Source organism: Streptomyces sp. AV19 (assembly GCF_015999245.1).
Classification (GTDB): domain Bacteria; phylum Actinomycetota; class Actinomycetes; order Streptomycetales; family Streptomycetaceae; genus Streptomyces.
In genome coordinates, this window is record NZ_JAEAMR010000009.1 from 382,499 (window position 1) to 403,991 (window position 21,493).

A 21,493-nucleotide genomic window follows, 5' to 3' on the forward strand; every position below is an offset into this window, starting at 1 on the left:
TCCAAGGGTGACCAGGAGCGGTGCAGGAGGCCCGGGGTTCACACGCCGTTCGGCCTGGGCAACGCTTTCGCCCCCGCATCCGTAACGCGCGTGGCACCGATGTAGTCCGGGGTATCGATTTTGTCGAACCGGTTCACGGCACCCGTGTGCGGCGCGTTGATCATGTAACCGCCGCCCACGTACAGCCCCACGTGGTGGATCGAGCGCGGGTCGTTGAGGTTGTGTGCGAAGAAGACCAGGTCCCCCGGCATCAGCTCGTCCCGCTTGGGGTGCGGACCCGCGTTCCACTGGTCGTTGGCGACGCGGGGCAGCTCGATCCCCACGGAGGCGTACGCGGCCTTCGTCAGCCCCGAGCAGTCGAACCGCCCGCCGTCCTCCTTGGTGCCGTCCCCGCCCCAGAGGTAGGGCTTGCCGAGCTGCTCCTGGGCGAAGTAGATGGCCCCGGCGGCCTGCTGGGAGGGCGCGACCCGCCCGACGGGCCGGGCGAAGCTCTTCTCCAGGTCGCGGATGGACTTGACGTAGCCCTGGGTTTCGGAGATGCGCGGGATGCCGCCGGCATCGATCACGCGGTACGGACCGGCGTTGTAGGCGGCGAGCATGTTGTTGGTGGCGTCCCCGCCGACAGCTTTGACGTCCTTGGCCAGCGCACAGTCGTAGGTGGCCGCCGAGGCGATCGCGTCATGGGGGTTCCAGACGTCCGATCTGTTGTCGCCGTCCCCGTCCACCCCGTAGTGCGCCCATGTCTCCGGAATGAACTGGGCCAGCCCCAGGGCACCGGCCGGACTCTTGGCCTTGGGGTCCCAGTTGCTCTCGGTGTAGAGCTGCGCGGCCAGCAGCGCCGGAGTTATGGCCGGGCAGAGATTGCCCCATTTCTCCAGCATCGGCTGGTAGTCGGCGGGAGCCGCGCCCTTGGCAAGGCCCACCGCGCCCCGGACTCCGCCTCCGATGTTCATGGCGGCGGTGTACACGGCGAAGAAGAGCAGCCCCAGCAGACCGAGGCACATCCCGACACCGACTCCGGCGCCCACCCACCACTTACGCACCCCGCGATTCTCCCCCACTAGGGCGTCATGTACCCGTAATTCCCCGCAGCCTTGGGGAGAGCACCGGTAGCCCGGGGGAGCACCTATGGCACAGGAGGCGCACTCTCAGCAGTACTAGCGCGCCACGAAGCCCGAACACTCAATGCTCGCGTACTCCTTGGCGCCCTTCGCGTGCAGGAAGAGCACAGTCCAGTTGCCGGGGTCGTTGCCGACCGGGATGGGCGATCCGACCGGTTTGCCCTTGACGATGTCCTGGAAGTCATCGGGGTACGTAACGCTCGCGAAGTCCGAGCCCCATCCCGTCGAGTCCTTGGGCGCGATGTCGATCGGCTTGCTGGTGTAGCCCAGTCCGCGATTCTCCATGCGCAGCTTCTCGAACGGTTTACCCGTATCGGGGTCAATGTCGTGCGGCGACTTGACCGCCACGGAAACGTAGTACGGCTTCTGGACGCTCGAACCCGCGTACTTGAAGCGGAATTCGATCTTCACTTTCCCTGACATCACACCACCTCGCTCCGACTGGGCGTCAACGATCGACCACTGGAACTGGCCGCCGGAGCGCTCCTCGGGCGGCTGCCCACACGACCCTTCCCGTTCCGACCCCTTCTTGGGCGCCCAGAAGTCGTGGTTGGTGTCGGTCGCCTCGATGAACTCCGGGCGCTTCAGCGGATTCTGCGTTCCGGCGCTCTGCGGAGCCGCCGTCGAGGATCCGGATGCCGCCGACGGCACGCCCTTCCCCTGGGCGACCCCACCGCTTTCCCCCTCCCCCTTGTCATCCGGCAGAGTCACCACCAGCCCGAGCGCCACCCCCAACGCCACCGCCCCCGCACCCACCGCCAGGTACACCGCCCTGCGCCGCTTCGGCCGCGGCACGGTCGCCACGCCCGGCACGTACGTCGGCGTATACGGCACCCCCGCCGGCGGCGCCGGCACCAACCCCGCCGCCACCGCCGCCGGCAGATCCCGCGGCGCCCTCTCCCCCAGCTCCGCCAGCGGCCCGTACACCGGGTCGTCGACGAGCGACGACGTCACCCCGCACCGCTCGATGATCCGCGCCGGCACCGGCCGCGCCGCCGGATCCGCCGCCACGCACGCCCGTATCAGCTCCGCCAGCCCCGCGTCGACGCCCTCCGCGTCGATCTCGCCGTGCACCACCCTGTACGTCACGGACTCCATCGAGCCCTCGCCGTACGGCGGACGCCCCGTCGCCACGGCCGCCATCGTCGCCCCCAGCGCGAACACATCCGCCGCGGCCGACACTTCGTTCCGCGTGATCACCTCGGGCGCGGTGTAACCCGGCGTGCCCGGTGCCGTCCCCACCTGGGTCAGCGCCGTCTGCTCCGCGCCCCGGGCGATCCCGAAGTCGATCAGCTTCGGCCCGACCGGAGACAGAATGATGTTGTGCGGCTTGAGGTCCCGGTGCGTGACGCCGTGCTCGTGCACGTGCGACAGCGCCTCCGCCAGCGCGGCGAAGAGCCGGAAGCAGGTGTCCACCGGCAACGGCCCGCGCCCAGCCGTCACCTGGGTGAGCGTCGGCCCCGGCACGTACTCCGTCGCGAGCCAGTAGGGCGCCGCCTCCAGCGAGGCGTCGATCAGATTCGCGGTGTAGGCGCTGCGCACCGCCCGCACCGTCTCCACCTCGCGCCGGAACCGCGCCAACGCCTCTGCGTTCTGGGCGAAATCGTCCCGAATGACCTTGATCGCCAGCTGCCGCCCGCCCGGCGACCGCCCCAGATACACCTGGCCCATACCGCCACTGCCCAGCCGGGCCAGAACGGTGTGCGGGCCGATGACGCGAGGATCCTGAGGACGTAGTGCTTCCACCCGCCGAGACTCTGCCACACCAATGTTGAGTTGCGGTCACGTCGAGCGCGCTAGCGAAGTCGGCCGAAGTGCATCCTCCTGATGTGGTCGCTGAGCATCACTCCCGGCCTCGAGTTGAAGGTCAGGGTCGCGTTGACGCGCGGGACGGATCCGGCCGTCGGCGTCACCCGGTGCATCGACACGTTTCCGGCGTGCAGGACGAGTCTCCCCGGAACGGTCGCCACCTCCCGCACCGGTATGGACGGATCGCCCGCCATGATGCGATCCAGCACCTCCTGATCGCGCAGCACCTGCTCCCGGCAACGGACGGCGTACTGCAGGGCACCCCCTTCCTCCGGCCCCTGGGCATGGAGCAGGACGGTGAACTCGCTGCTGTCGAAGTGCCAGTCCTGCTGGTCACCGTCCCGCTGGATCTGCACCACCGCCGCACCGAGCGGATCGGCGGACCGGAACACCGGGCGACCCACCACCGCCGAGACGAACGCCAACAGCGGCTCCCACTCGTACAGGACGCGCACGGGCGAGCGCGGGTCTATCCGGTCGTAGGGCACATCGGACTTGGTGTACGTCACCCCGGTCCGGCGTTCGTCCCCCGGCACAGCCCGGAAGAACACATCGCTGGTACCGGCGAACCGATGGCTTCCGCTCTCGGCATCCTTCAGCGCGTGGGCCACGATGCGCCCGGCCGTCCCCGGCCGCAGGAAACCGTCGAGCGTCGTCAATCCGCCGGCCTCGAATTCCTTGCGCGCGGCGGCCACCAGCGGACCGGATGCGTCCGTGAGATCGTGCAACGGGTAACGCTCCTGGTCGATCAGGAGCAACGGGTCGGTCTCCACCCCTCGGCCCTCCAGACTCGGTTCGGAGGACCACCGTGCCGGGCCGCCACGGAACCCGGCAACCACCCCCCTCGGATCTGTGGACAACCGGCTGGTTGTGGATAACTCGCCTACCCGGAAGGGTGGTTCCGGCTCAGCAGGCCAGCAGGAACCAGACCGCCTTGCCGATGCCCGGACCGTGCCGACAGACGCCCCAGTCGGAGGCGCAGGCGCTCACTAGCAGCATGCCGTGCCCGCGCTCGGGCTCCTGGCCCGGCTCCGGCCGCCGAGGTGGGGCGAGTTCGGGGAGCCCGGGAGCACCGTCGTGTACCTGCACACGGACGCCGCCCGTGGCCCACTCGGCGTGGACGCCGATGGGCGTCGAACAGCCGCTGATGCGTGAGGCGTTGACGGCATTGGTCACCACCTCGGAGGTGAGCAGGGCGGCCATTTCGATCAGCTCGTCGCGGTGGACGTCGGCGAGCGCGGTGCGCACGGCCTGCCGGACGGTACGGACCCAGCCGGGTTCGGGCGGGAAGACGAGCGAGAAGTCCGTGCGCGGGCGGGGCGGGTTGGCAAGGGTGGTGGCGATAGGGCACATGCGTGACTCCTTGGCGTTCACGGGACCCTTCCGGCAGGGCGGTGGCGTTGCCGTGGGCGCGGCGGCGTCTGTTGCGCGCACGGTGCACTTCCGGCTTACGGGGCCGGGTCGGGCGGTGCGTCTTCGACGGTAGAGACCCCGGTTTATACGATGCAACTTGTCCGCAGAGATTGCCTCCAACGAGTGGCCCCACCGCCCCGACACTGGACAGAATGCTGTCGATCAGCCGAGGAGGAACGGATGGGGCTGCGCCCGAACCCCACGTACAGACAACGCCGTTTGGGGTCCGAGCTGCGACGGATGCGCAACGCATGCAGCCTGTCCGCCTCCAGCGGAGGGGCGATCGTCGACATCAGCTCGGCCCATATGAGCCACATCGAGACAGGTCGAACAGCCATTCCAGAGGTGAAGCTGCGCACCTTGGCCAGCGCCTACGGTTGCAACAACGAAGCCTTGGTCAACAGCCTTGTCACCATGGGCAGGACGACGGGACGTGGCTGGTGGTCGAAGTACAAGCACAACCACCCCGCCAGCACACTCGACCTCGCTGAACTCGAAGCATCGGCGCTCGCCTGCCAGTCGTTCCAGTGGCTGTACATCCCGGGGCTGCTCCAACTCCCCGAGTACACCCGCGCCCTCATCACGAATGCCGAGCCGGAGGCCGACAAGGCCCTGCTGGACGCGTGCGTCGAGTTCCGCATGCGGCGCCAGCAGGTGCTCGCCGAGGGCAGCGCCCTCGAATTCCATGCCGTCATCCACGAGACCGCACTGCACACGCAGTTTGTTCCGATGGGCGTCATGCGCCGACAGATCGAGCATCTCGTCGAGATGTCCCACCTGTCCCACGTGCACATCCAGGTCCTGCCGCTCAGGGCCAACGTCTTCCCAGTGCGTTTCAGCACACCCTTCGTTCTCTTCGAAGCCTCCGTCCCCGAGCTCAACACCGTTTACATTGAGCATCCCGTCTCGTCACCCTTCATCAGCGACCAGGATCAACTCGTCCAGTTCGCTGCGACCTTCGAGGGCTTGCGCACGGTGGCTCTCCCGGCGATTGACGTTCCAGTCGAACCTAAGTTCCATACGGAGTTGAGCTCCCTTGGGCTCATCCAGAACCTGCTGTACTCGATGTGAAGGGCACCGCGATGTCAGACCCCGAGTGGCAGAAGTCCAGCTACAGCGGCGGTGGTGCCGGGGGCGAGTGTGTCGAGCTCACAGCGGGGCACCGAGGCGCCATACGCATCCGAGAAGGCGCGCACCCGGCAACAGTGCTCACTCCCGCCCCTGCTGCTGTGCACGCCCTGCTCGCCCACGCCCGGCGCGGCAGCCTCGACCGCCCGTGACCACGACGACAACCCCTTTACCAGAGGCCCCCGTTGCAAGGAGGGGCCCTCTCAGCCTCATTCGGCATCTCCTGTACGCCCCGTGAAAGGCGCAGCATGCCAGAGCTCCAATGGCAGAAATCCAGCTTCAGTGGCCCTCCCGGCAACAGTGACTGTCTAGAGATCGCCAGAGGTCACTCCGGGACCTACCACGTACGGGAGAGCGACGCCCCCGCAACCACCCTCACCCCCACCCCCACCACCCTGCGCGCCCTGCTCACCCACGCCCAGCGCGGCGCCCTCGACCGCCCCTGACCTCGAAGGCAACGCCATTGTCAGTGGCCCTCGTTAGCCTGCGGTCATGAGTGAGACGACCCGCACCGACGACCGCCGGTTCCCGGACGCCCTGGCCGACGTCGCCCGGGCCGATTTCGACTACGCCGACGGGCACGGCGTCGACTTCGAGCCCTACGCCGCCTTCGACTCCGCCGAGGAGACCACCGACTGGCTGCGCCACTGGACGGGCAACCACGAGCTCGACGGCGACGCCTACCGCGTCTTCGGTCAGGACGGCACCGGCGGCCTCGCCGCCATATGGTGCGGGCGCCCGGGGCAGTCCCTCACCGCGCAGCCGGTCGTCTTCATGGGCTCCGAGGGCGAGCTCGGCATCGTCGCCGGGAACCTGTCGGACTTCCTATGGGTCCTGGCCGACGGCCTCGGCCCCATGGAGGCGACCGCGTACGAGGACCGGACGCCCCGCCCGGACGCGGCTCTGGCCGCCCTCGCGGAGCGGCACGCGACCACCCCGCGGCGGGCCGCGCGGGAGATCATCGCGGAGGCGCGGGCGGAGTTCCCGACGTTCGCCGAAGACATCGACGCGCTCTGCCGCTGAGGAGCCGTCGCCCATGACACGCGATTGTCCGGCGAAGTCCCGTTCGTCCGCAGCGAGTTCGACCCGGCCAGGTGATCACAGAACTCGTCAGAGCCGGACGGCGGTCGAGCAGGGCGGCATCGCCGCCGTACGAGCAGCGCCGTACGAGCAGCGGAGAGCCCGCCGTCCGGCGCCCCGCCCCGGGCGGTCCGCGACCGTGGCCGGGCCCAGGATCCGGCGGCCGGCCGCGGCCCGGACTGCGCCGACCGAGGGGCCGATCCCGGTCAGGCGGGTGACCTCGGGACCGGCTCGGCCCGATCACGGCCCCGCGCGCGCCGCCGGTGCGGATGCTGCTGCCATGTCTCATCACCTCAGCGGTCCGAACCTGCGCTCCCCCAGGGGCGACGCACGTCTCGACATGACCGACCTGTTCGCCTTCAGCCCGTCCGACGGACGCACCGTCCTGATCATGAACGTCCATCCGATCGCGCCCGCCGAGGGCGCGGCCCTCCACCCGGACGCGGTCTACCGCGTGAACGTCGACACCGACGGCGATCACCAGGCGGACACGGCCTTCAGCTTCGTCTTCTCGCCGCCGCGCGACGGCCGGCAGACGGTGACCGTGTACCGGGCGGACGGCGAACGGGCACGTGCCCATGAGGCGTCCGGGAAGGTGATCGTCTCCGACGCGCCCGTCAGCCTCGGTCCCGAACCGGTCGTGGTCGAATCCGGTCCGTACGCGTTCTTCGCCGGTCTGCGCAGCGACCCGTTCTTCGCCGATCTGGACGGGATCGTCAAGGACTTCCAGTGGACGGGGGTGGACTGGGGCGCGGACAAGAACGTCCTCGGCATGGTCCTGGAGATGCCGGACGGCGAGCTCGGCACGGACCCGGTCATCGGGGTGTGGGGCCGGGTGAGTCTGCACTCGGAGGGCCGGCTCACGTCCGTCGACCGCGGCGCCCACCCCTCCCTGACGGCCTACTTCAACGCCGACGACGTCAAGGACGCCTATAACGCGGGCGAACCCGCGCAGGACTGGGACACCTACCGCGAACCGTGGACGGCGGTGCTGCGGCACACCGGCGGCTACGACGACCGGGCCGCCGAGGAGGCCCTGCGCACGGTGCTGCCGGACATCCTGCGCTACGACCGCGGGCGGCCCGCCGCGTATCCGAACGGGCGCACGCTCACCGACGACGTCACGTCCGCGCGGCTCACCATGCTCTCCGGCGGAAAGATCACCACCGACCGCATCGGGCCCCACACCGACCTGCTGCCCGGCTTCCCCTACCTGGGTCTGCCGCACGGCTCCTGAACGAGGACGGGCCGGCCGGAACACGCTGACCGGATCGTTCCGCCCCGGGACAGGATCGGGCCTTCACCGGCCCGCTCCCGCCCCGCAGGATGAACGGCATGAACAGCGCACTGATCGTCATCGACGTCCAGGAATCCTTCCGGCAGCTGGCCAACTGGCCGGCCACCTCCAACCCCGACCTCGTCCCCAACCTGAACCGGCTGATCGCCGCCCAGCGCGAGAAGGGCGAACTCGTCGTCTGGATCCTCCACTCGGAGCCGGGCAGCGGCAACGCCTTCGACCCGGAGCGGGGGTTCAACCGGCCCATCGAGGGGCTGGAGCCGGCCGCCGGGGAGCCCGTCCTCGTCAAGTCCTCGCACAACGCCTTCACCACCACCAACCTCCAGCAGCAGCTGACGCAGCTGGGCATCCGTGAGGTGATCATCAGCGGCATCCGCACCGAGCAGTGCTGCGAGACGACGGCGCGCGTCGCCTCCGACCTCGGGTACGAGGTGACGTTCGTGACGGACGCCACCGCCACGCACCCCATCGAGCACCGGGGCGCCCCGGCGGGCCGGACCCTGGAGGAGATCCTCGCGGACCCGCGTACGCTGACCACCGACGCGATCACCGCCCGCACCGAGTACGCCCTGGCAGGCCGGTTCGCACGGATCGCGACCGTGGCCGAACTGACCGAAGGGTAGTTGACCGGATCGTGACCCGGGTCGTGTTCCTGCTCGTACCGCAGCTGCACCTGCTGGACCTGGCCGGTCCCGCGCAGGTGTTCTCGACCGCCGCCGACTTCGGGCACGGTTACGAGATCCACCACGTCGCCGAGCAGGAGGACGTCCCCGCGGCCCAGGGCGTCACGCTCCGGGCGGGGACGCGGTGGCCCCGGCTGGCGCCGGACGACCTGATCGTGGTGCCGGGCTGGCGGACGGGCACGCCGCGCCGGAACGGCGCCCTCGCCCGGGAGACCCTCGACCGGCTCGTGGCGCACCACGAGGCGGGCGGCACGGTGGCCAGCGTGTGCGCGGGGGCGGACGCGCTGGGCCGGGCCGGGCTGCTCGACGGCCGCCGCTGCACCACGCACCACCACGTACAGGACGACCTGGCACGCCGCTTCCCGAAGGCGCACGTCGTGCGGGACGTGCTGTTCGTGACCGACGGCCGGATCATCACCTCGGCCGGCATCGCGAGCGGGATCGACCTGGCCCTGCACCTGATCGCCGTGCGCGACGGGGCGTCGGCCGCGGCCAAGGTGGCCCGCGAGATGGTCGTCTACGCGCGCCGCAACGGCGACGACCGGCAGCAGTCCGCGATGCTCAGGCACCGCGCCCACCTCAGCGACGCCGTGCACCACGCCCAGGACCTGATCGACGCGGGCTACACCTCCGCCCTGCCGCTGGCGGATCTCGCGAGGGCGGTGGGCCTGAGCGAGCGCACCCTCACCCGCCACTTCACGGGTGCGACGGGCCTGACGCCGCTGCGATACCAGCAGGAGCTGCGCCTCGAACACGCCGAGCACCTGATCGCCCGGGGCTCGACCGTCGAGTCGGCGGCCCGGGCGGTCGGCTTCCAGGACGCGCGGATGCTCCGCCGCCTCAGGGGGCGCCCGCAGGACGGACAGGGCGAGGGGTGACTCACCCGGCCGGTTGGCCGATCTCCAACAGCACGCGCCCGAAGGGGCGTTCCTCGATGAGGAAGCGCTGTGCCTCGGCGGCGCCGGCCAGGGGGAACTCGGCGGCGACGACGGGGTCGAAGCGGCCCTCGGCGAGCCAGCCGATCAGGGTGCGGACGGCGGAACGGACCGTCTCCGGCGGGAACATGTTGAACATGTAGCCGTAGGCGCGCGCGGACTTCCAGATCAGGTCGGTGACGTCGACCGTTCCACGGGTGCCGCCGGCGTAGCCGATGGCGACGTAACTGCCGCCGTGGGCAAGGGAGGCGACGAGGTCGCCGAGCAGCGGGCCGGCGACGCCGTCGAGGACGACGTCCACGCCGCGGCCGTCGGTCAGCCGTGCCACGCCTTCGCGCAACGACTCCCGTGAAAGGTCAATGACGTGCGGGAACCCGGCCGCGCGGGCCTGTTCGGCCTTCTCGGTCCGGCTCGCCGTGGAGATCACCCGCTCCGCGCCGAGCAGCGGGGCGACCTGTGCGGCGCCCATGCCGACGGCGCCGCCGATGCCGGGGGCGAGCACCGTCATGCCCGGGCGCAGGCCGATGAGCTCGGTGAGGGCCAGGTAGGCGGTGTTGTGTCCGGCCGCGGCGACGAGGGCGGCCACGCTCCGGTCGCTCACCTCGGCGGGCAGCGGGACGAGGGTCTCGACGGGGGCGGTGACGTACTCGCGCCAGGTGCCGTCCAGGCTCACCCCGCGGCCCTGGCCGCCGAGCAACACCCTTGTGCCGGCGGCCGGTCCGGACGGGCCGGGGGTGACGACGACGCCGACGGCCGCGCCGCCGGGGATCAAGGGCAGTGGTTTGCACAGGTGCGGCGCCATGCGTCCGGCGCGAACGGTGTTGTCGAGGGGGCTGACCGTGCCGTAGGTGACCCGGATCAGGGCCTCGCCGGGCGCCGGTTCGGGCACCGGCAGGTCCACGAGCCGGAGTTGGTCGTAGCCGCCGTGTTCGCGGTACTGAATCGCCTGCATGACGTACCGGTCCTTCCTTGTAATAACAGATTTGGTTACATCAAGGAGCGCAAGAAGGTACGGAGACCGTCGAACCCCGGGTTCAGGATCCGGCCAGGGACTCCCTGAGCACATCGCCGACCGTCGTCCGCCCGAGCGCGCGCAGCGCGGCCTCTTCGGCCTCGCCGTACGCCTGCCGCAGAGCGGGCCGGATGCCCGCGCCCACCGGGCACTTCTGATTGGGTTCGGCCCGGTGCAGGCCGAACAACGGCTCATCCTCCACCGCCCGGTGGACGTCCAGCAGGCTGATCGCGTCCGGCTCGCGGGCCAGCCACCAGCCCGCCCCGGCGCCGTGGCGCACCTCGACCAGGCCCGCCCTGCGCAGCTCGCCCAGGCTTCGCCGGATGACCACCGGGTTGGTGTTGACGCTCTCGGCGATCTGCTCCGAGGTCACCACGTCCCGGCCCCGTCCGTGCGCCAGGGCCATCCTCGCGAGGATGTGCACGGCGACGGTGAGCCTGCTGTTCGCGGCCATCACCCCTCCTTGTGGAAACATTCTCTGTTACATCAACAAAAGCCGTCAAGAGTTTGTGTGTTGCGCTCCTGTTCGCTCCTCTATCGTGGGCTTCCGACATCACGGGGGACGACACCACGACATCCCACGAGGGGGAACGCCGTGCCACCGCGCGTACCAGAGGGCCTCAACTGGATCCCGGCGACGGACGATCCGAGCCGGCCCGAGTACCTGGAGGTCGCCTTCGACGGCGAAGGCCAGGTGTATCTGCGGGAGAACCTCAACCCCGAGAAGGTCGTCATCACGACGGAGCGCAAGTGGGACGCGTTCGTCCTCGGCGTGAAGGCGGGCGAGTTCGACCACTTCGTCGAAGGGATCGACGAGGAGATCGACAAGGAGGGGGAACGGGCGGCCGGGCCCGAGAGCTGAGCACCGGCCGCAGGCGCGTCACCCGTTGCCGCTGCCGTGGCCGCCGGGCCCGCCCTGCCCGTGCTTCGGGCCGGCCGTGGGGGTTCCGTGCCCCACGCCGCCCGTACCGCCGCCGCCCTCCCGGGGCGCGACCTCGTTCAGCTCCTCCGACTGGCGGTCCTCGCGGCGCCCGCCCCCGTCGTCGTCCCCGTCCGAAGTGAACACCGAAGCGCCGATCACCGCCGCCACCGCGAAGGCCACCGCCCCGGCGACCGCTCCGGCCAACGTCTTGGGCGACCGGCCGCGGCGGGCAGACCCCTTGCCCCGGCCGCCGCCCTGGCCGCGGCGCCGGTCGGACAGCGCGGCGGAGCTGCGCGTGGCGGGCGAGCCGGGGAGCGCGTACGTCGTCACGCTCTCCTGGTGCACCAGGGCCCCGGGCCCGGCCGGGGGCCCTGAGGGTATCGGAGGCATCGCTCCCGACCGGGGCGGCGATCCGGCCGGGTACGCCGGCGGAGCCGCGGCGGGCGGCACGGCAGGAGGCATCGCGGGCGGAGCGGCCCCCAGCGGGCCGGCAGCCTGCGGCATCGCACCCGCCGCCCCGGCCGGGGCGGAAGCCGGCATCGCACCCGCGCCCGCCGAAGCCCCGTCCCGCCAGGCAGGGCTCGCGAACCAGTCCGCCACCTCCTGCGCGGTCGGCCGCGCCTCCGGCTCCTTGGCGAGCATCCGCAGCAGGTACGCGTCCAGCGCGTACGGCACGTCGGCCCGGTGCTGCCGGGGCGGCACGGGGGGCGTGTCGACGTGGAGGTAGAGGAGCGAAGTGGGGCTGTCGGCCCAGAACGGCGGCTGCCCGACCAACAAGTGGTAGAGCACGCACCCCAGCGCGTAGACGTCCGACGCCGGGCCCGCCACGCGCCCCAGCGCGCGCTCCGGCGCCAGATAGGTGCTCGTGCCGACGATCTGGCCGGCGCGGGTGAGCCCGGCCGAGGTCTCGTCGACGAAGCGGGCGATGCCGAAGTCGCCGATCTTCACCGTGCCGCTGCGGTCCAGCATCAGGTTGCCCGGCTTGATGTCGCGGTGGACCACCCCCTGGCGGTGGGCCGCCGCCAGGCCCGCGGCCGACTGGGCGGCGATGTCGGCGACGCCCGCCGGGGAGAGCGGGCCGCGGGCGGCGAGCTGCTGGGCCAGGCTCGGCCCGTCCACCAGCTCCATGACCAGGTAGAAGCGGCCCTCCCAGGAGCCGAAGTCGTAGACGGCGACCACTTGAGGGTGATTCAGGCGGGCGGCGGTCTGGGCCTCCAGCCGGAAGCGCTGGGCCGCGGCGTCCTCGCCGTCGTCGCCGAGGAGCAGCTTCACGGCCACCTGACGGCCGAGCACCTCGTCCTGGCCCAGCCAGACTTCGCCCATTCCGCCGCGGCCGAGCAGCTCCCCCAACCGGTAGCGTTCGGCAACCAGCACCCCTACCACCCCTGAACTCGACGCACCCGACGACCCAGGCGATGAGTGCGATGAACGCGATGAACCAGCCCGGCGGCCGTGGTCCGCGGCGCGTGCGGAGACGGCCCCCACAGCCTACCGACCCCATGCGCGATTCCCTGAACATCTGTGCACCCCCCGGTCGTCACGCCCATTGCCCGCCCTGGGCTTGCGTGATACACAGAGTCACCATAGGACCACCCACTGACACCGGCCCGTTCCGTCGCAGGGGGCGGTCAGGCCGGGAGTGCCATCGGCACATGCAGGTCTCGTCAAGAAATGCCGCCAAGTCGACATACAAGGGCGGCCGCGTCAGCGAAGATGGGTACCGGCCTTTGTCGTGCGGCAGAGGCGTTGCAACTAACCCCAAGGGGCGGTGAGTTACGCATGTTCTTGGCAGCCGGGAAAGGCGACATCAACACCATTATCGGTGGAATCGCCCCGAACTGGGGGCCGTTCGGCAGCCTGGGCCGGGAGGCCCGCGTGATGATCGAGGTCATCATGGCCGTATCGATCCTGCTCTGCCTCGCCATCGCGATCTGGGGCGCGGCGAAGCAGCGGATCGGCGCGACGGCGCTGCGGGACACGTTCAGCGCCGAGCAGGGCAAGGGGCTCATCGTCGCCGGACTGACCGGGGTGTTCATCATCGGTTCGCTGGGGACACTCTTCACCATCGTCTACGGCATGGCGGTCTGAGCGGGTGCCGCCGGGCCCTCCGCCCCGGCCCGGCGGCACCCGTCGTCCGCTCCCCGCCGCATCCCCCGTCCCCGCACCCGGCTCGCGACGCACCGGTCCGCCCGAGCCCCCCCACCCGAGGCTGCCTCCTGATGCCCCCTCACTCCCTCACGCACTCCCCCGGGAAACCGCGCGCACCGCTACCGTCGTCTCATGGCGGCAGGCCCGCGACGACGCATGAGGGAGCAGGCACGCGATGAGTCTCGGTGACGACGGCTACGGAAGCGGTCAGGGCTCCGGCGGTTACGAGGCCGACGACCGCCACATGACGCGTACGCGGCTGCCGGAGGGGGAGGTTTCCGACCCTTACGCGCCGACGCGGCGCGGCGGCGTCCGGCCGAGCCGGAACCTCATCACCGTCGTCGCGGTGGTGGTGTTGCTGATCGCGGCGATCGCGTTCGCCAACCGGGGCGGAGGTGACTCCTCGTCGGGCGACGGGGAGAAGAGCGCGAGCCAGGGGGCCGGCGGGGCGACGGCGCCGTCGGGCGTGAGGCCGGTGGAGGGGAAGAGCGGAGGGGTCGCCTCCGGGTTCGCCCACACGGAGCAGGGGGCGCAGTCGGCGGCGGCGAACTTCGCGGTGGCGCTGTCGTCTTCCGACATGTTCAAGGCGGACGGCCGCCGCCGGATCGTCGATGCCGTCTACGCGCCCGAGGCCGTCACCGCCCGTCGGGGCGCCCTCGACAAGGTCTACTCGGACGAGGAGTTCCTGAAGCGGATCGGCCTCGATTCCGGCGGCAATCCCCCGAGGGGGATGACGTTCGTCTCCCGCGCCAACCCGCTCGGCGCCAGGATCATCAAGTACCAGGGCGACGCGGCCACCGTCGCGGTCTGGTACTCGGCGCTGTTCGGGGTGGCCGGCGAAGGCTCGAAGACCCCGGTCACCGAAAGCTGGTACACCGGCACGTTCGAAGCCAAGTGGGTCAACAACGACTGGAAAGTCACCAACTTCACGCAGAAGGACGGGCCCGCACCCGTCGGACGCGACCAGACCGCCTCCTCGGCCAAGGAGATGTCGGATGCCGTAGAAGGGTTCGGAGGGTTCACCTATGCCCGCTAGCCAGCGCCGTCGCGTTCTGTCCCTCACGGCCGCCCTGACGGCCGTCCAGACGAGCGCGGTGCTGCTCGCGACGCGCGTCGCCGCCGCGCCGACCCCCACACCGACGCCGACACCGACGCCCGGACGGTCCGGCACGCCGACGCCCAGCGGGAGCCCGACACCGACACCCAGCGGGACGCCGTCGACGGGCGGCAGCGACCCCTGCGACCTCATCCGCGGCCCGGCCCACGAATACTGCCAATCCCCCGGCCACTCCACCTCCAAAACCCCACCCGACCCCACCGCCGCCCTCGACCCCGCCGCCGCCCTCGCCAAGGGATGCGCCGAAGCGGCCACCTGGATCATCACCAAGCTCTCGGACGCCGTCCGCAACACCAGCAACGTCGACTTCACCAACGGCACCTTCCTCCGGCAGTACGCCGTCGTCTTCGCCGCCTCCACCATCCTCACCCTCGTCCTGTGGCTGCTGGCCGTCGCCAAGCGGGCCGTGCGCGGGGTGCCGGTCACGGAGGCGATCACCGAGGCCGTCGGGTTCCTCTGGCTGACCGTGCTCGCCTCCGCGTTCACCCCGCTGATCCTCTACACCGTCGTCCAGGCCACGGACGCCGTCACCGACGTGATCGCCGCCGGCACCGGTGAGAACAACGAGCAGTTCTTCGGCGGGTTCGCCGAGGCCCTCAAGAAGGGCGAGGGCATCGGCGGCGGACCGATCATGCTGATCGTCGTCTCGCTGGTCTCCGTCCTCGCCGCCGGCGTCCTCTGGCTGGAGCTGGTGATCCGGGCCGCCCTGCTCTACGTCGGCGCCCTGCTCGGCACGGCCGTCTACTCGGGGCTCGTCGACAAGAACATGTGGGGCCACGTCCGCCGCTGGGCCGGGATCATGATCGCGGTGATCCTCGTCAAGCCGATCATCGTGATCGTGCTGTCGCTCGCCGGAGCGCTCTCCTCCGGGCAGGGCCCCAACGCGATGTCCGCCGTCGTCTCCGGCCTCGCCATCATCATCCTGGCCATCTTCGCCAGCGCGATGATCTACCGCTTCGTCCCCGGCTTCGGCGACGAGATCATCAGCAGCCGCAACGCCAGCAAGGACGCCGCGTCCCGCCAGGCCGCCGCCGTGATCTCCTCTCCCGCCACGCTGGTCAAGCAGGGCATCAACACCCACAGCGCCCGCGGCGGCGCCCAGGCCGGCCAGGCCGCCCGCCCCGCGAACCCGCTCTCCGGCGGCGTCGCCGCCCACAGCGCCCGTCGCTCACCCACCGGAACCTCCGGCGCCACAGGAGCCGGAAGCGCGCCCTCCGCCTCCCCGGCCCCCGGCGGACAGAACCGCGCACAGAACAACGGAAAACCCTCTGGAGGTGAGCGGAGTTGACGATCGAGGCCCAGTCCCAGCCGATCGCGGCCCGCCGTACGTATCTGATCGGCCGCGCCCGTCCCAACGCGGTCATCGGCAAGAACCGGGAGACCGGCGAGATCGGCCTGATCATCGCGGGCGCGTTCCTCGGCATGATGTGCGGCCTGCTGGTGCCGGTGCTCCCGCTGCGGATCCTCACCCTCACCGGTTTCCCCGCCCTCGCGCTCGCCGCCGTGTACGTGCCGTACAAACAGCGCACGTTCTACAAGTGGTTCGAGATCAACCGCAGCCACAAGCGCATCGTGCGGCGCTCCCCGGCCTACCGCTCCTCCGCCGTCGAGGCCGGCACCCGCGTCGACGGCCGCGAGGTCGAGATCGGCCCGCCGCCGGGCATCGGCCGCATCAACTGGCTCTCGGCGCCCTTCGGTCCGGACGAGATCGCCGTCCTGCTGCACGCGGACCGGCGCACCGTCACCGCCGCGATCGAGATCGAGGGCCCCGGCGTCGGCCTGCGCGACTCCGAGGACCAGGAGGCCCTCGTCGAGCGGTTCGGCACGCTGCTCAAGCACGTGGCCAACGGCGACGGCTACGTCACCCGCCTGCAGATGCTGGCCCGTACGCTGCCCGCCGACCCCGACGCGCACGCCAAGGACGTCGAGCGGCGCGGGGACGACAAGTCCCCGCAGTGGCTCAAGGACTCCTACGACCAGCTCCAGTCGATGGTCTCCACCTCCTCCGAGCAGCACCGCGCCTACCTCGTCGCGTGCATGCACTACACCCGCGAACTGGCCGCCGAGGCACAGGCCATCGCCCGCGCCTCCCGGCACGGCGGCGCCCGCCGCAAGCTGGACCGCGACGGCGGTCTGGCCGTCGTGATGGCCCGCGAGCTCACCGACATCTGCGCGCGCCTCGCCGAGGCCGACATCCGGGTCCGCCAGCCGCTCGGCCAGAGCCGGCTCTCGTCCCTGGTGCACTCGATGTACGACCCGGACCACCCCATCGACCACATCCAGGCCATGACCGAACGCAACGCCTGGCCCGCCGAGCTGGACGCCGTGCAGCCGACGTACCTCCAGGCCAAGACCCGTGAGTCGACCACCCGCGAGCCCTGGTGCCACTCCACCGCGTGGATCAAGGAGTGGCCGATGACGCCGGTGGGCGTCAACTTCCTGGCCCCGCTGCTCGTCCACACCCCGGACGTGATCCGCACCGTCGCGGTCTGCATGGACCTGGAGCCCACCGATGTCGCCATCGAGCGGATGCTGACGGAGAAGACCAACGACGACGCCGACGCCTCCCGCGCCGCCAAGATGAACCGCGTCGTGGACCCGCGCGACGTCGCCCACCACTCGCGCGTCGACCAGCGCGGCGAGGACCTGGCCAGCGGCGCGGCGGGCGTCAACCTCGTCGGCTACATCACCGTCTCGTCCCGCTCCCCGGAGGAACTGGCCCGCGACAAGCGGACCATAAGAGCGTCGGCCGGCAAGAGCTACCTCAAGCTGGAGTGGTGCGACCGCGAGCACCACCGGGCCTTCGTCAACACTCTGCCGTTCGCGACCGGCATCCGACGCTAGACGACGCCAGATGACGTCAGACGACGCGAGACCTAGGGCCTGTTAGGGGCGACTGCCGTGCTCGATCCGCTCACCTCCCTCACCAACGCCTTCACCAGCTTCCTCTTCGGGAAGGTGGAGACGACGCGGCTGCCCGTCCGCACGTCCACCGGGCAGGCCCAGGCCGTCTACCTCCCCACGGCCGCGCCCGGCCTCGGGGACTCCGGCGTGATCATCGGGCGGGAGGTGTACTCCGGCAAGGGCTACATCTACGACCCCTTCCAGCTCTACGGGCAGCAACTGCCCGCGCCCCACTGGCTGGTGCTCGGCGAGTCGGGCAACGGCAAGTCCGCGCTGGAGAAGACGTACGTCCTGCGCCAGCTGCGGTTCCGCGACCGGCAGGTGGTCGTCCTGGACGCGCAGGGCGAGGACGGCGTCGGCGAGTGGAACCTCATCGCCCAGCAGCTGGGCATAACCCCCATCCGGCTGGACCCCATGGCCGCCCTCGACGGCGGCATCCGCCTCAACCCGCTCGACCCCTCGATCACCACGACCGGCCAGCTCGCCCTCCTGCGCACGATCATCGAGGTGGCGATGGGGCGGGGCCTGGACGAACGGTCCGGCTTCGCGCTCAAGGTCGCGCACGCCAATGTGATCGAGACCGTCTGCGAACGCCAGCCGGTCCTCACCGACATCGTCGAGCAACTGCGCCACCCCGAGGCCGAGTCGGCGGAATCCATGAACGTCGACATAGACGACGTACGGGCCTGGGGCCTGGACGTGGCGCTGGTCCTGGACCGGCTCGTCGACGGCGACCTGCGCGGCATGTTCGACGGCCCGACGACCGCCGGCATCGACCTCGACGCCCCGCTCATCGTCTTCGACCTCTCGCACATCGACCGCAACTCCATCGCCATGCCCATCCTCATGGCGATCGTCGGCGTCTGGCTCGAACACACCTGGATCCGCCCCGACCGCAAGAAACGCATCTTCCTCGTCGAGGAAGCCTGGCACATCATCAACTCCCCGTTTGTGGCCCAGCTCTTCCAGCGCCTCCTCAAGTTCGGCCGACGGCTGGGCCTTTCGTTCGTCGCCGTGGTGCACCACCTCTCCGACGTCGTGGACGGCGCGGCGGCCAAGGAGGCGGCCGCCATCCTCAAGATGGCCTCCACGCGCACCATTTACGCCCAGAAGGCGGACGAGGCCCGGGCCACCGGCCGGGTGCTCGGCCTGCCGCGCTGGGCCGTCGAGATCATCCCCACGCTCACGCCCGGCATCGCCGTCTGGGACGTCAACGGCAACGTCCAGGTCGTCAAGCACCTGATCACGGACGCGGAGCGGCCACTGGTCTACACCGACCGCGCCATGACCGAGGACGGCGCCACCGACCGCGAGCTGGAAGCGGCGGTAGCGGAGCGCGCCGCAGCGGCGATGGAACAGTATCCGGACGGCGCGTACGGGCCGCCCTCGCGCTCCACGGTGGCCTGACCGTGGAGCAGGACCGGCGCACCGCCGGGGGCGTCCCGGACGGGCTGCTCGTCAGCGCCATCGCGTTCCTGCTCGGCGTGACGCTGCTGGCCTGGACGGCCACCGGGCTGTCCGGCCTCTTCGCCAACGGCCACTGGCCCGACGGCGTCAGCCTGATGCGCACCCCGCAGGCCATGCGCCACCTGATGTCCGACCCGCGCGACCTGGCGGCCGCCTGGCCGGACACGCCCGCGGAACAGCTGTCGGGATACGGGCTGTTCTGGGGCGTGACGATCAGCGAGGCGCTGGTGACGACGGTGCTGGCGGTGTTCCTGATCGGGACGGTGGGGAGGTGGCGGCGGGGCCGGACGCGGCCGACACCGACGCCGACGCCGGTTCCCGCACCCGCACCGCCGGTCGAGAACACCATCGCCGTCGCCGCCCCCGAACCGATCGCCCCACCCGCGCCTCCCCCTTCCCCGAAGCACGTCGTCTACGGGCCCGAACGCCGCGCCCACGCCGCCCGGGCCGTCCTGGACGCCGCCGGGCCCGTCCTCGTCGTCACCAGCGACCCCGAGCTGTGGGCCGAGACGAAGGACGCGCGCGCCAAGCTCGGCCCGGTACGGGTCTTCGACCCGGGGCACCTCCTCGACACCCCGGACCGCCTCCGCTGGAACCCGGCCGCGGGCTGCGAGTCCCGGGACACCGCGGCCGCCCGGGCGGCCGCGCTCCTCGCCCCCGTCCGCCCGCCAAGCAGCCTCGACTCCCTCACGGCCGAGACCGCCGAGACGCTGCTGCGCTGCTGGCTGCACGCGGCGGCGGTGGACGGCCGCCCGTTCCGGCAGGTGCACCGCTGGGCGCAGGGCGGCTCCGCGCACGAGGCCGTACGGATCCTGCGGACGAGCGCCAAGGCGGCAGGCGGCGCGGCAGGCGAGCTGGAGTCCGCCCTGACGGCCCATCCGGAACGCCGCGACATGGCACGCGAGTTGACCTCACGGGCCCTCAACTGCCTCTCCTCGGTCCACATTCGCGACGCATGCAGCCCAAACCGGGCCGATGCGCTCGCGTTGGAATCATTCGTGGCCGAAGGGGGAACGCTGTACGTGGTGGGTGAGGCGATTGAGGATCCCCGCACCCGCCCGGGTGCGATGCCGCTGCTCACCGCACTCGCCGCGAACGTGGTCGAGCGCGGCCGGGGCGTGGCCGAACGGTCACCTTCCGGTCGGCTCGACCCACCACTGACCCTGGTGCTGGACGACGTCGCCGCGGTCGCCCCGTTGCCGGCCCTGCCGGACCTGCTGGAGACCGGCTCCGAACTGGGCCTCCCGACACTGGCGTTGATGCGCTCGGAGGAACAGGCGCGGTCGAGGTGGCCGCGCAGCGAGCTGTCCCGCTGAGGCCACCGTTTCCCCCGCACCCGACCGGGCAGCTTCCGGATGTGGCGGACAAACCCCGTGTGTTGCTGGACATCGGCCCCGAGGCCGCGCCGGCGGTCATGCCTCCCGGACTCCACGCCCGCCTGGGGCAGTTCGCCGATGCGACGGACTCCCTGGCCCAGGCCGACATCCTGCTCACCGGCTGGGGGCACACCCTGCGCCTGGACGAGCCCGTACTCGACCGGGCCCCACGGCTCCGCGCAGTGGTGCACGCGGCCGGCTCGGTGAAGGGCTTGGTGACCCCGGCCGTCTGGGAACGGGGAATCCTCGTCTCCTCGGCCGCGGACGCCAACGCCGGGCCCGTGGCCGATTTCACCGCGGCGGTGATCCTGCTGGCCGCCAAGAAGGCGCTGAGCGCCGGAAAGTCGGGCTGGCCGGCCTTCTCCCGACGGCGGGGCACGGACGGGACGGTCGTGGGGGTGGTGGGCGCGTCACGCATCGGACGGCGAGTGATGGCCCGCCTGCAGGCCGCCGAAAGCGTCTACCGGGTACTGCTCCACGACCCGTACGTCCCCGCCTCCGAAGCGGTACGCATCGGGGCCGAGCCCGCCGATATCCACACCCTGTGCGCGACGAGCTCCGTCGTCACGCTCCACGCGCCCCAACTGCCGGAGACCCGGCATCTGCTGAACGCCGAGCGGCTGGCCCTGATCCCGGCCGGCGGGACGGTCGTCAATACGGCCCGGGGTTCGCTCGTCGACACTGACGCCCTGGTACGGGAGTGCGCCTCGGGCCGGCTGGACGCGTTCCTCGACGTGACCGAGCCCGAACCGCTGCCGCCCGGGCACCCGTTGCTCTCGCTCCCGAACGTCTTCGTCACGCCGCACATCGCCGGAGCACAGGGCAGCGAGGCCCGACGGCTGGGGGAATTCGCGGTGGAGGAGATCGGGCGACTGGTGCGCGGGGAGCCGTTGTCGGGAGAAGTACGGAAGGAGGAGCTGGCCAGGCTGGCGTGACCCCTTCCTGAACACAACGCAGATTCCTGAAACACAACGCAGAAAAGCCTCGGGCCCGAGTTGATTTCTCAACTCAAGCCCGAGGCTATTCATCAAATTTAGTTCGGCGGCGTCCTACTCTCCCACACGGTCCCCCATGCAGTACC

22 protein-coding genes are annotated in these 21,493 nt (G+C 71.0%); 15 read left to right on the forward strand and 7 right to left on the reverse strand.

Annotated elements, in window-relative coordinates:
* Positions 1-38: 38 nt before the first annotated feature.
* The 4 genes from I5Q34_RS18235 to I5Q34_RS18250 all read right to left on the reverse strand — a co-directional run bounded on the left by I5Q34_RS18235 (position 39) and on the right by I5Q34_RS18250 (position 4,283).
* Positions 39-1,043: a bifunctional lytic transglycosylase/C40 family peptidase gene (locus tag I5Q34_RS18235; protein WP_277965554.1), complete on the reverse strand. Its 1,005-nt coding sequence runs from the start codon at positions 1,041-1,043 to the stop codon at positions 39-41.
* Between the two features lie 114 nt (positions 1,044-1,157).
* Positions 1,158-2,885 carry a serine/threonine-protein kinase gene (locus I5Q34_RS18240; RefSeq protein WP_307811694.1) on the reverse strand — a complete coding sequence of 576 codons (1,728 nt, stop codon included), beginning with the start codon at positions 2,883-2,885 and terminating at the stop codon, positions 1,158-1,160.
* Positions 2,886-2,917: 32 nt separating this feature from the next.
* A complete protein-coding gene (locus I5Q34_RS18245; RefSeq protein ID WP_199893350.1) occupies positions 2,918-3,703 on the reverse strand; it encodes a hypothetical protein in 786 nt (261 codons plus the stop codon).
* 133 nt (positions 3,704-3,836) lie between these two features.
* Entirely contained in the window at positions 3,837-4,283 is a 447-nt protein-coding gene (locus I5Q34_RS18250) for an ATP-binding protein (RefSeq protein ID WP_199893351.1), read from the reverse strand.
* A gap of 240 nt (positions 4,284-4,523) precedes the next feature.
* Here I5Q34_RS18250 and I5Q34_RS18255 point away from each other — a divergent pair, with 240 nt between their 5' ends.
* The 7 genes from I5Q34_RS18255 to I5Q34_RS18285 all read left to right on the forward strand — a co-directional run bounded on the left by I5Q34_RS18255 (position 4,524) and on the right by I5Q34_RS18285 (position 9,409).
* Positions 4,524-5,414: a helix-turn-helix transcriptional regulator gene (locus I5Q34_RS18255; protein WP_199893352.1), complete on the forward strand. Its 891-nt coding sequence runs from the start codon at positions 4,524-4,526 to the stop codon at positions 5,412-5,414.
* Between the two features lie 11 nt (positions 5,415-5,425).
* On the forward strand, positions 5,426-5,623 hold the full coding sequence (locus I5Q34_RS18260; protein WP_199893353.1) for a DUF397 domain-containing protein: 198 nt from the start codon (positions 5,426-5,428) through the stop codon (positions 5,621-5,623).
* A gap of 96 nt (positions 5,624-5,719) precedes the next feature.
* Positions 5,720-5,917: a DUF397 domain-containing protein gene (locus I5Q34_RS18265; RefSeq protein WP_199893354.1), complete on the forward strand. Its 198-nt coding sequence runs from the start codon at positions 5,720-5,722 to the stop codon at positions 5,915-5,917.
* 46 nt (positions 5,918-5,963) lie between these two features.
* The gene (locus I5Q34_RS18270) at positions 5,964-6,494 is read left to right on the forward strand and encodes an SMI1/KNR4 family protein (RefSeq protein WP_199893355.1); all 531 of its coding nucleotides are present in this window, start codon (positions 5,964-5,966) and stop codon (positions 6,492-6,494) included.
* A gap of 337 nt (positions 6,495-6,831) precedes the next feature.
* Positions 6,832-7,788: a DUF4331 family protein gene (locus I5Q34_RS18275; RefSeq protein ID WP_199893356.1), complete on the forward strand. Its 957-nt coding sequence runs from the start codon at positions 6,832-6,834 to the stop codon at positions 7,786-7,788.
* 98 nt (positions 7,789-7,886) lie between these two features.
* Positions 7,887-8,471 carry a cysteine hydrolase family protein gene (locus I5Q34_RS18280; RefSeq protein WP_199893357.1) on the forward strand — a complete coding sequence of 195 codons (585 nt, stop codon included), beginning with the start codon at positions 7,887-7,889 and terminating at the stop codon, positions 8,469-8,471.
* A gap of 11 nt (positions 8,472-8,482) precedes the next feature.
* Positions 8,483-9,409 (forward strand): GlxA family transcriptional regulator, encoded by a 927-nt coding sequence (locus I5Q34_RS18285; RefSeq protein ID WP_199893358.1) that lies wholly within the window; start codon positions 8,483-8,485, stop codon positions 9,407-9,409.
* 1 nt (position 9,410) lies between these two features.
* Here the strand turns inward: I5Q34_RS18285 and I5Q34_RS18290 are convergent, their stop codons facing one another.
* Together I5Q34_RS18290 and I5Q34_RS18295 are read right to left on the reverse strand one after the other, a co-directional pair.
* A complete protein-coding gene (locus tag I5Q34_RS18290; RefSeq protein ID WP_199893359.1) occupies positions 9,411-10,418 on the reverse strand; it encodes a zinc-binding alcohol dehydrogenase family protein in 1,008 nt (335 codons plus the stop codon).
* Between the two features lie 82 nt (positions 10,419-10,500).
* Positions 10,501-10,932: an Rrf2 family transcriptional regulator gene (locus tag I5Q34_RS18295; RefSeq protein WP_199893360.1), complete on the reverse strand. Its 432-nt coding sequence runs from the start codon at positions 10,930-10,932 to the stop codon at positions 10,501-10,503.
* A 141-nt stretch (positions 10,933-11,073) separates the two neighbouring features.
* Here I5Q34_RS18295 and I5Q34_RS18300 point away from each other — a divergent pair, with 141 nt between their 5' ends.
* Positions 11,074-11,340, forward strand: coding sequence for a DUF397 domain-containing protein (locus I5Q34_RS18300; RefSeq protein ID WP_199893361.1), 267 nt, complete (start codon positions 11,074-11,076; stop codon positions 11,338-11,340).
* An 18-nt stretch (positions 11,341-11,358) separates the two neighbouring features.
* Here I5Q34_RS18300 and I5Q34_RS18305 read toward each other — a convergent pair whose 3' ends face one another.
* Positions 11,359-12,723 carry a serine/threonine-protein kinase gene (locus I5Q34_RS18305; RefSeq protein WP_234429132.1) on the reverse strand — a complete coding sequence of 455 codons (1,365 nt, stop codon included), beginning with the start codon at positions 12,721-12,723 and terminating at the stop codon, positions 11,359-11,361.
* Between the two features lie 456 nt (positions 12,724-13,179).
* On the opposite strand from I5Q34_RS18305, the gene I5Q34_RS18310 reads away from it, so the two are divergent.
* The 7 genes from I5Q34_RS18310 to I5Q34_RS18340 all read left to right on the forward strand — a co-directional run bounded on the left by I5Q34_RS18310 (position 13,180) and on the right by I5Q34_RS18340 (position 21,347).
* Positions 13,180-13,488 carry a hypothetical protein gene (locus I5Q34_RS18310; RefSeq protein WP_004955155.1) on the forward strand — a complete coding sequence of 103 codons (309 nt, stop codon included), beginning with the start codon at positions 13,180-13,182 and terminating at the stop codon, positions 13,486-13,488.
* Positions 13,489-13,723: 235 nt separating this feature from the next.
* Complete coding sequence (locus tag I5Q34_RS18315) at positions 13,724-14,584, forward strand: hypothetical protein (RefSeq protein WP_199893363.1); 861 nt, start codon at positions 13,724-13,726, stop codon at positions 14,582-14,584.
* Complete coding sequence (locus I5Q34_RS18320) at positions 14,574-15,953, forward strand: hypothetical protein (protein ID WP_199893364.1); 1,380 nt, start codon at positions 14,574-14,576, stop codon at positions 15,951-15,953. The genes I5Q34_RS18315 and I5Q34_RS18320 overlap by 11 nt, the downstream gene beginning before the upstream one ends.
* 2 nt (positions 15,954-15,955) lie before the next feature.
* A complete protein-coding gene (locus I5Q34_RS18325) occupies positions 15,956-17,509 on the forward strand; it encodes an SCO6880 family protein (RefSeq protein WP_199893407.1) in 1,554 nt (517 codons plus the stop codon).
* A 57-nt stretch (positions 17,510-17,566) separates the two neighbouring features.
* On the forward strand, positions 17,567-18,976 hold the full coding sequence (locus I5Q34_RS18330) for an ATP-binding protein (RefSeq protein WP_199893365.1): 1,410 nt from the start codon (positions 17,567-17,569) through the stop codon (positions 18,974-18,976).
* Positions 18,973-20,352 carry a type VI secretion protein gene (locus tag I5Q34_RS18335; protein WP_199893408.1) on the forward strand — a complete coding sequence of 460 codons (1,380 nt, stop codon included), beginning with the start codon at positions 18,973-18,975 and terminating at the stop codon, positions 20,350-20,352. Before I5Q34_RS18330 ends, I5Q34_RS18335 begins: the two co-directional genes overlap by 4 nt.
* A gap of 98 nt (positions 20,353-20,450) precedes the next feature.
* A complete protein-coding gene (locus tag I5Q34_RS18340; RefSeq protein WP_199893409.1) occupies positions 20,451-21,347 on the forward strand; it encodes a hydroxyacid dehydrogenase in 897 nt (298 codons plus the stop codon).
* Positions 21,348-21,493 lie beyond the last annotated feature (146 nt).

Coding starts and splice junctions, on each gene's coding strand:
- I5Q34_RS18250 (WP_199893351.1), bottom strand. CDS start 4,283: ATGTGCCCTATCGCCACCACCCTTGCCAACCCGCCCCGCCCGCGCACG.
- I5Q34_RS18255 (WP_199893352.1), top strand. CDS start 4,524: ATGGGGCTGCGCCCGAACCCCACGTACAGACAACGCCGTTTGGGGTCC.
- I5Q34_RS18260 (WP_199893353.1), top strand. CDS start 5,426: ATGTCAGACCCCGAGTGGCAGAAGTCCAGCTACAGCGGCGGTGGTGCC.
- I5Q34_RS18265 (WP_199893354.1), top strand. CDS start 5,720: ATGCCAGAGCTCCAATGGCAGAAATCCAGCTTCAGTGGCCCTCCCGGC.
- I5Q34_RS18270 (WP_199893355.1), top strand. CDS start 5,964: ATGAGTGAGACGACCCGCACCGACGACCGCCGGTTCCCGGACGCCCTG.
- I5Q34_RS18275 (WP_199893356.1), top strand. CDS start 6,832: ATGTCTCATCACCTCAGCGGTCCGAACCTGCGCTCCCCCAGGGGCGAC.
- I5Q34_RS18280 (WP_199893357.1), top strand. CDS start 7,887: ATGAACAGCGCACTGATCGTCATCGACGTCCAGGAATCCTTCCGGCAG.
- I5Q34_RS18290 (WP_199893359.1), bottom strand. CDS start 10,418: ATGCAGGCGATTCAGTACCGCGAACACGGCGGCTACGACCAACTCCGG.
- I5Q34_RS18295 (WP_199893360.1), bottom strand. CDS start 10,932: ATGGCCGCGAACAGCAGGCTCACCGTCGCCGTGCACATCCTCGCGAGG.
- I5Q34_RS18305 (WP_234429132.1), bottom strand. CDS start 12,723: ATGGGCGAAGTCTGGCTGGGCCAGGACGAGGTGCTCGGCCGTCAGGTG.
- I5Q34_RS18310 (WP_004955155.1), top strand. CDS start 13,180: ATGTTCTTGGCAGCCGGGAAAGGCGACATCAACACCATTATCGGTGGA.
- I5Q34_RS18315 (WP_199893363.1), top strand. CDS start 13,724: ATGAGTCTCGGTGACGACGGCTACGGAAGCGGTCAGGGCTCCGGCGGT.
- I5Q34_RS18320 (WP_199893364.1), top strand. CDS start 14,574: ATGCCCGCTAGCCAGCGCCGTCGCGTTCTGTCCCTCACGGCCGCCCTG.
- I5Q34_RS18340 (WP_199893409.1), top strand. CDS start 20,451: ATGCCTCCCGGACTCCACGCCCGCCTGGGGCAGTTCGCCGATGCGACG.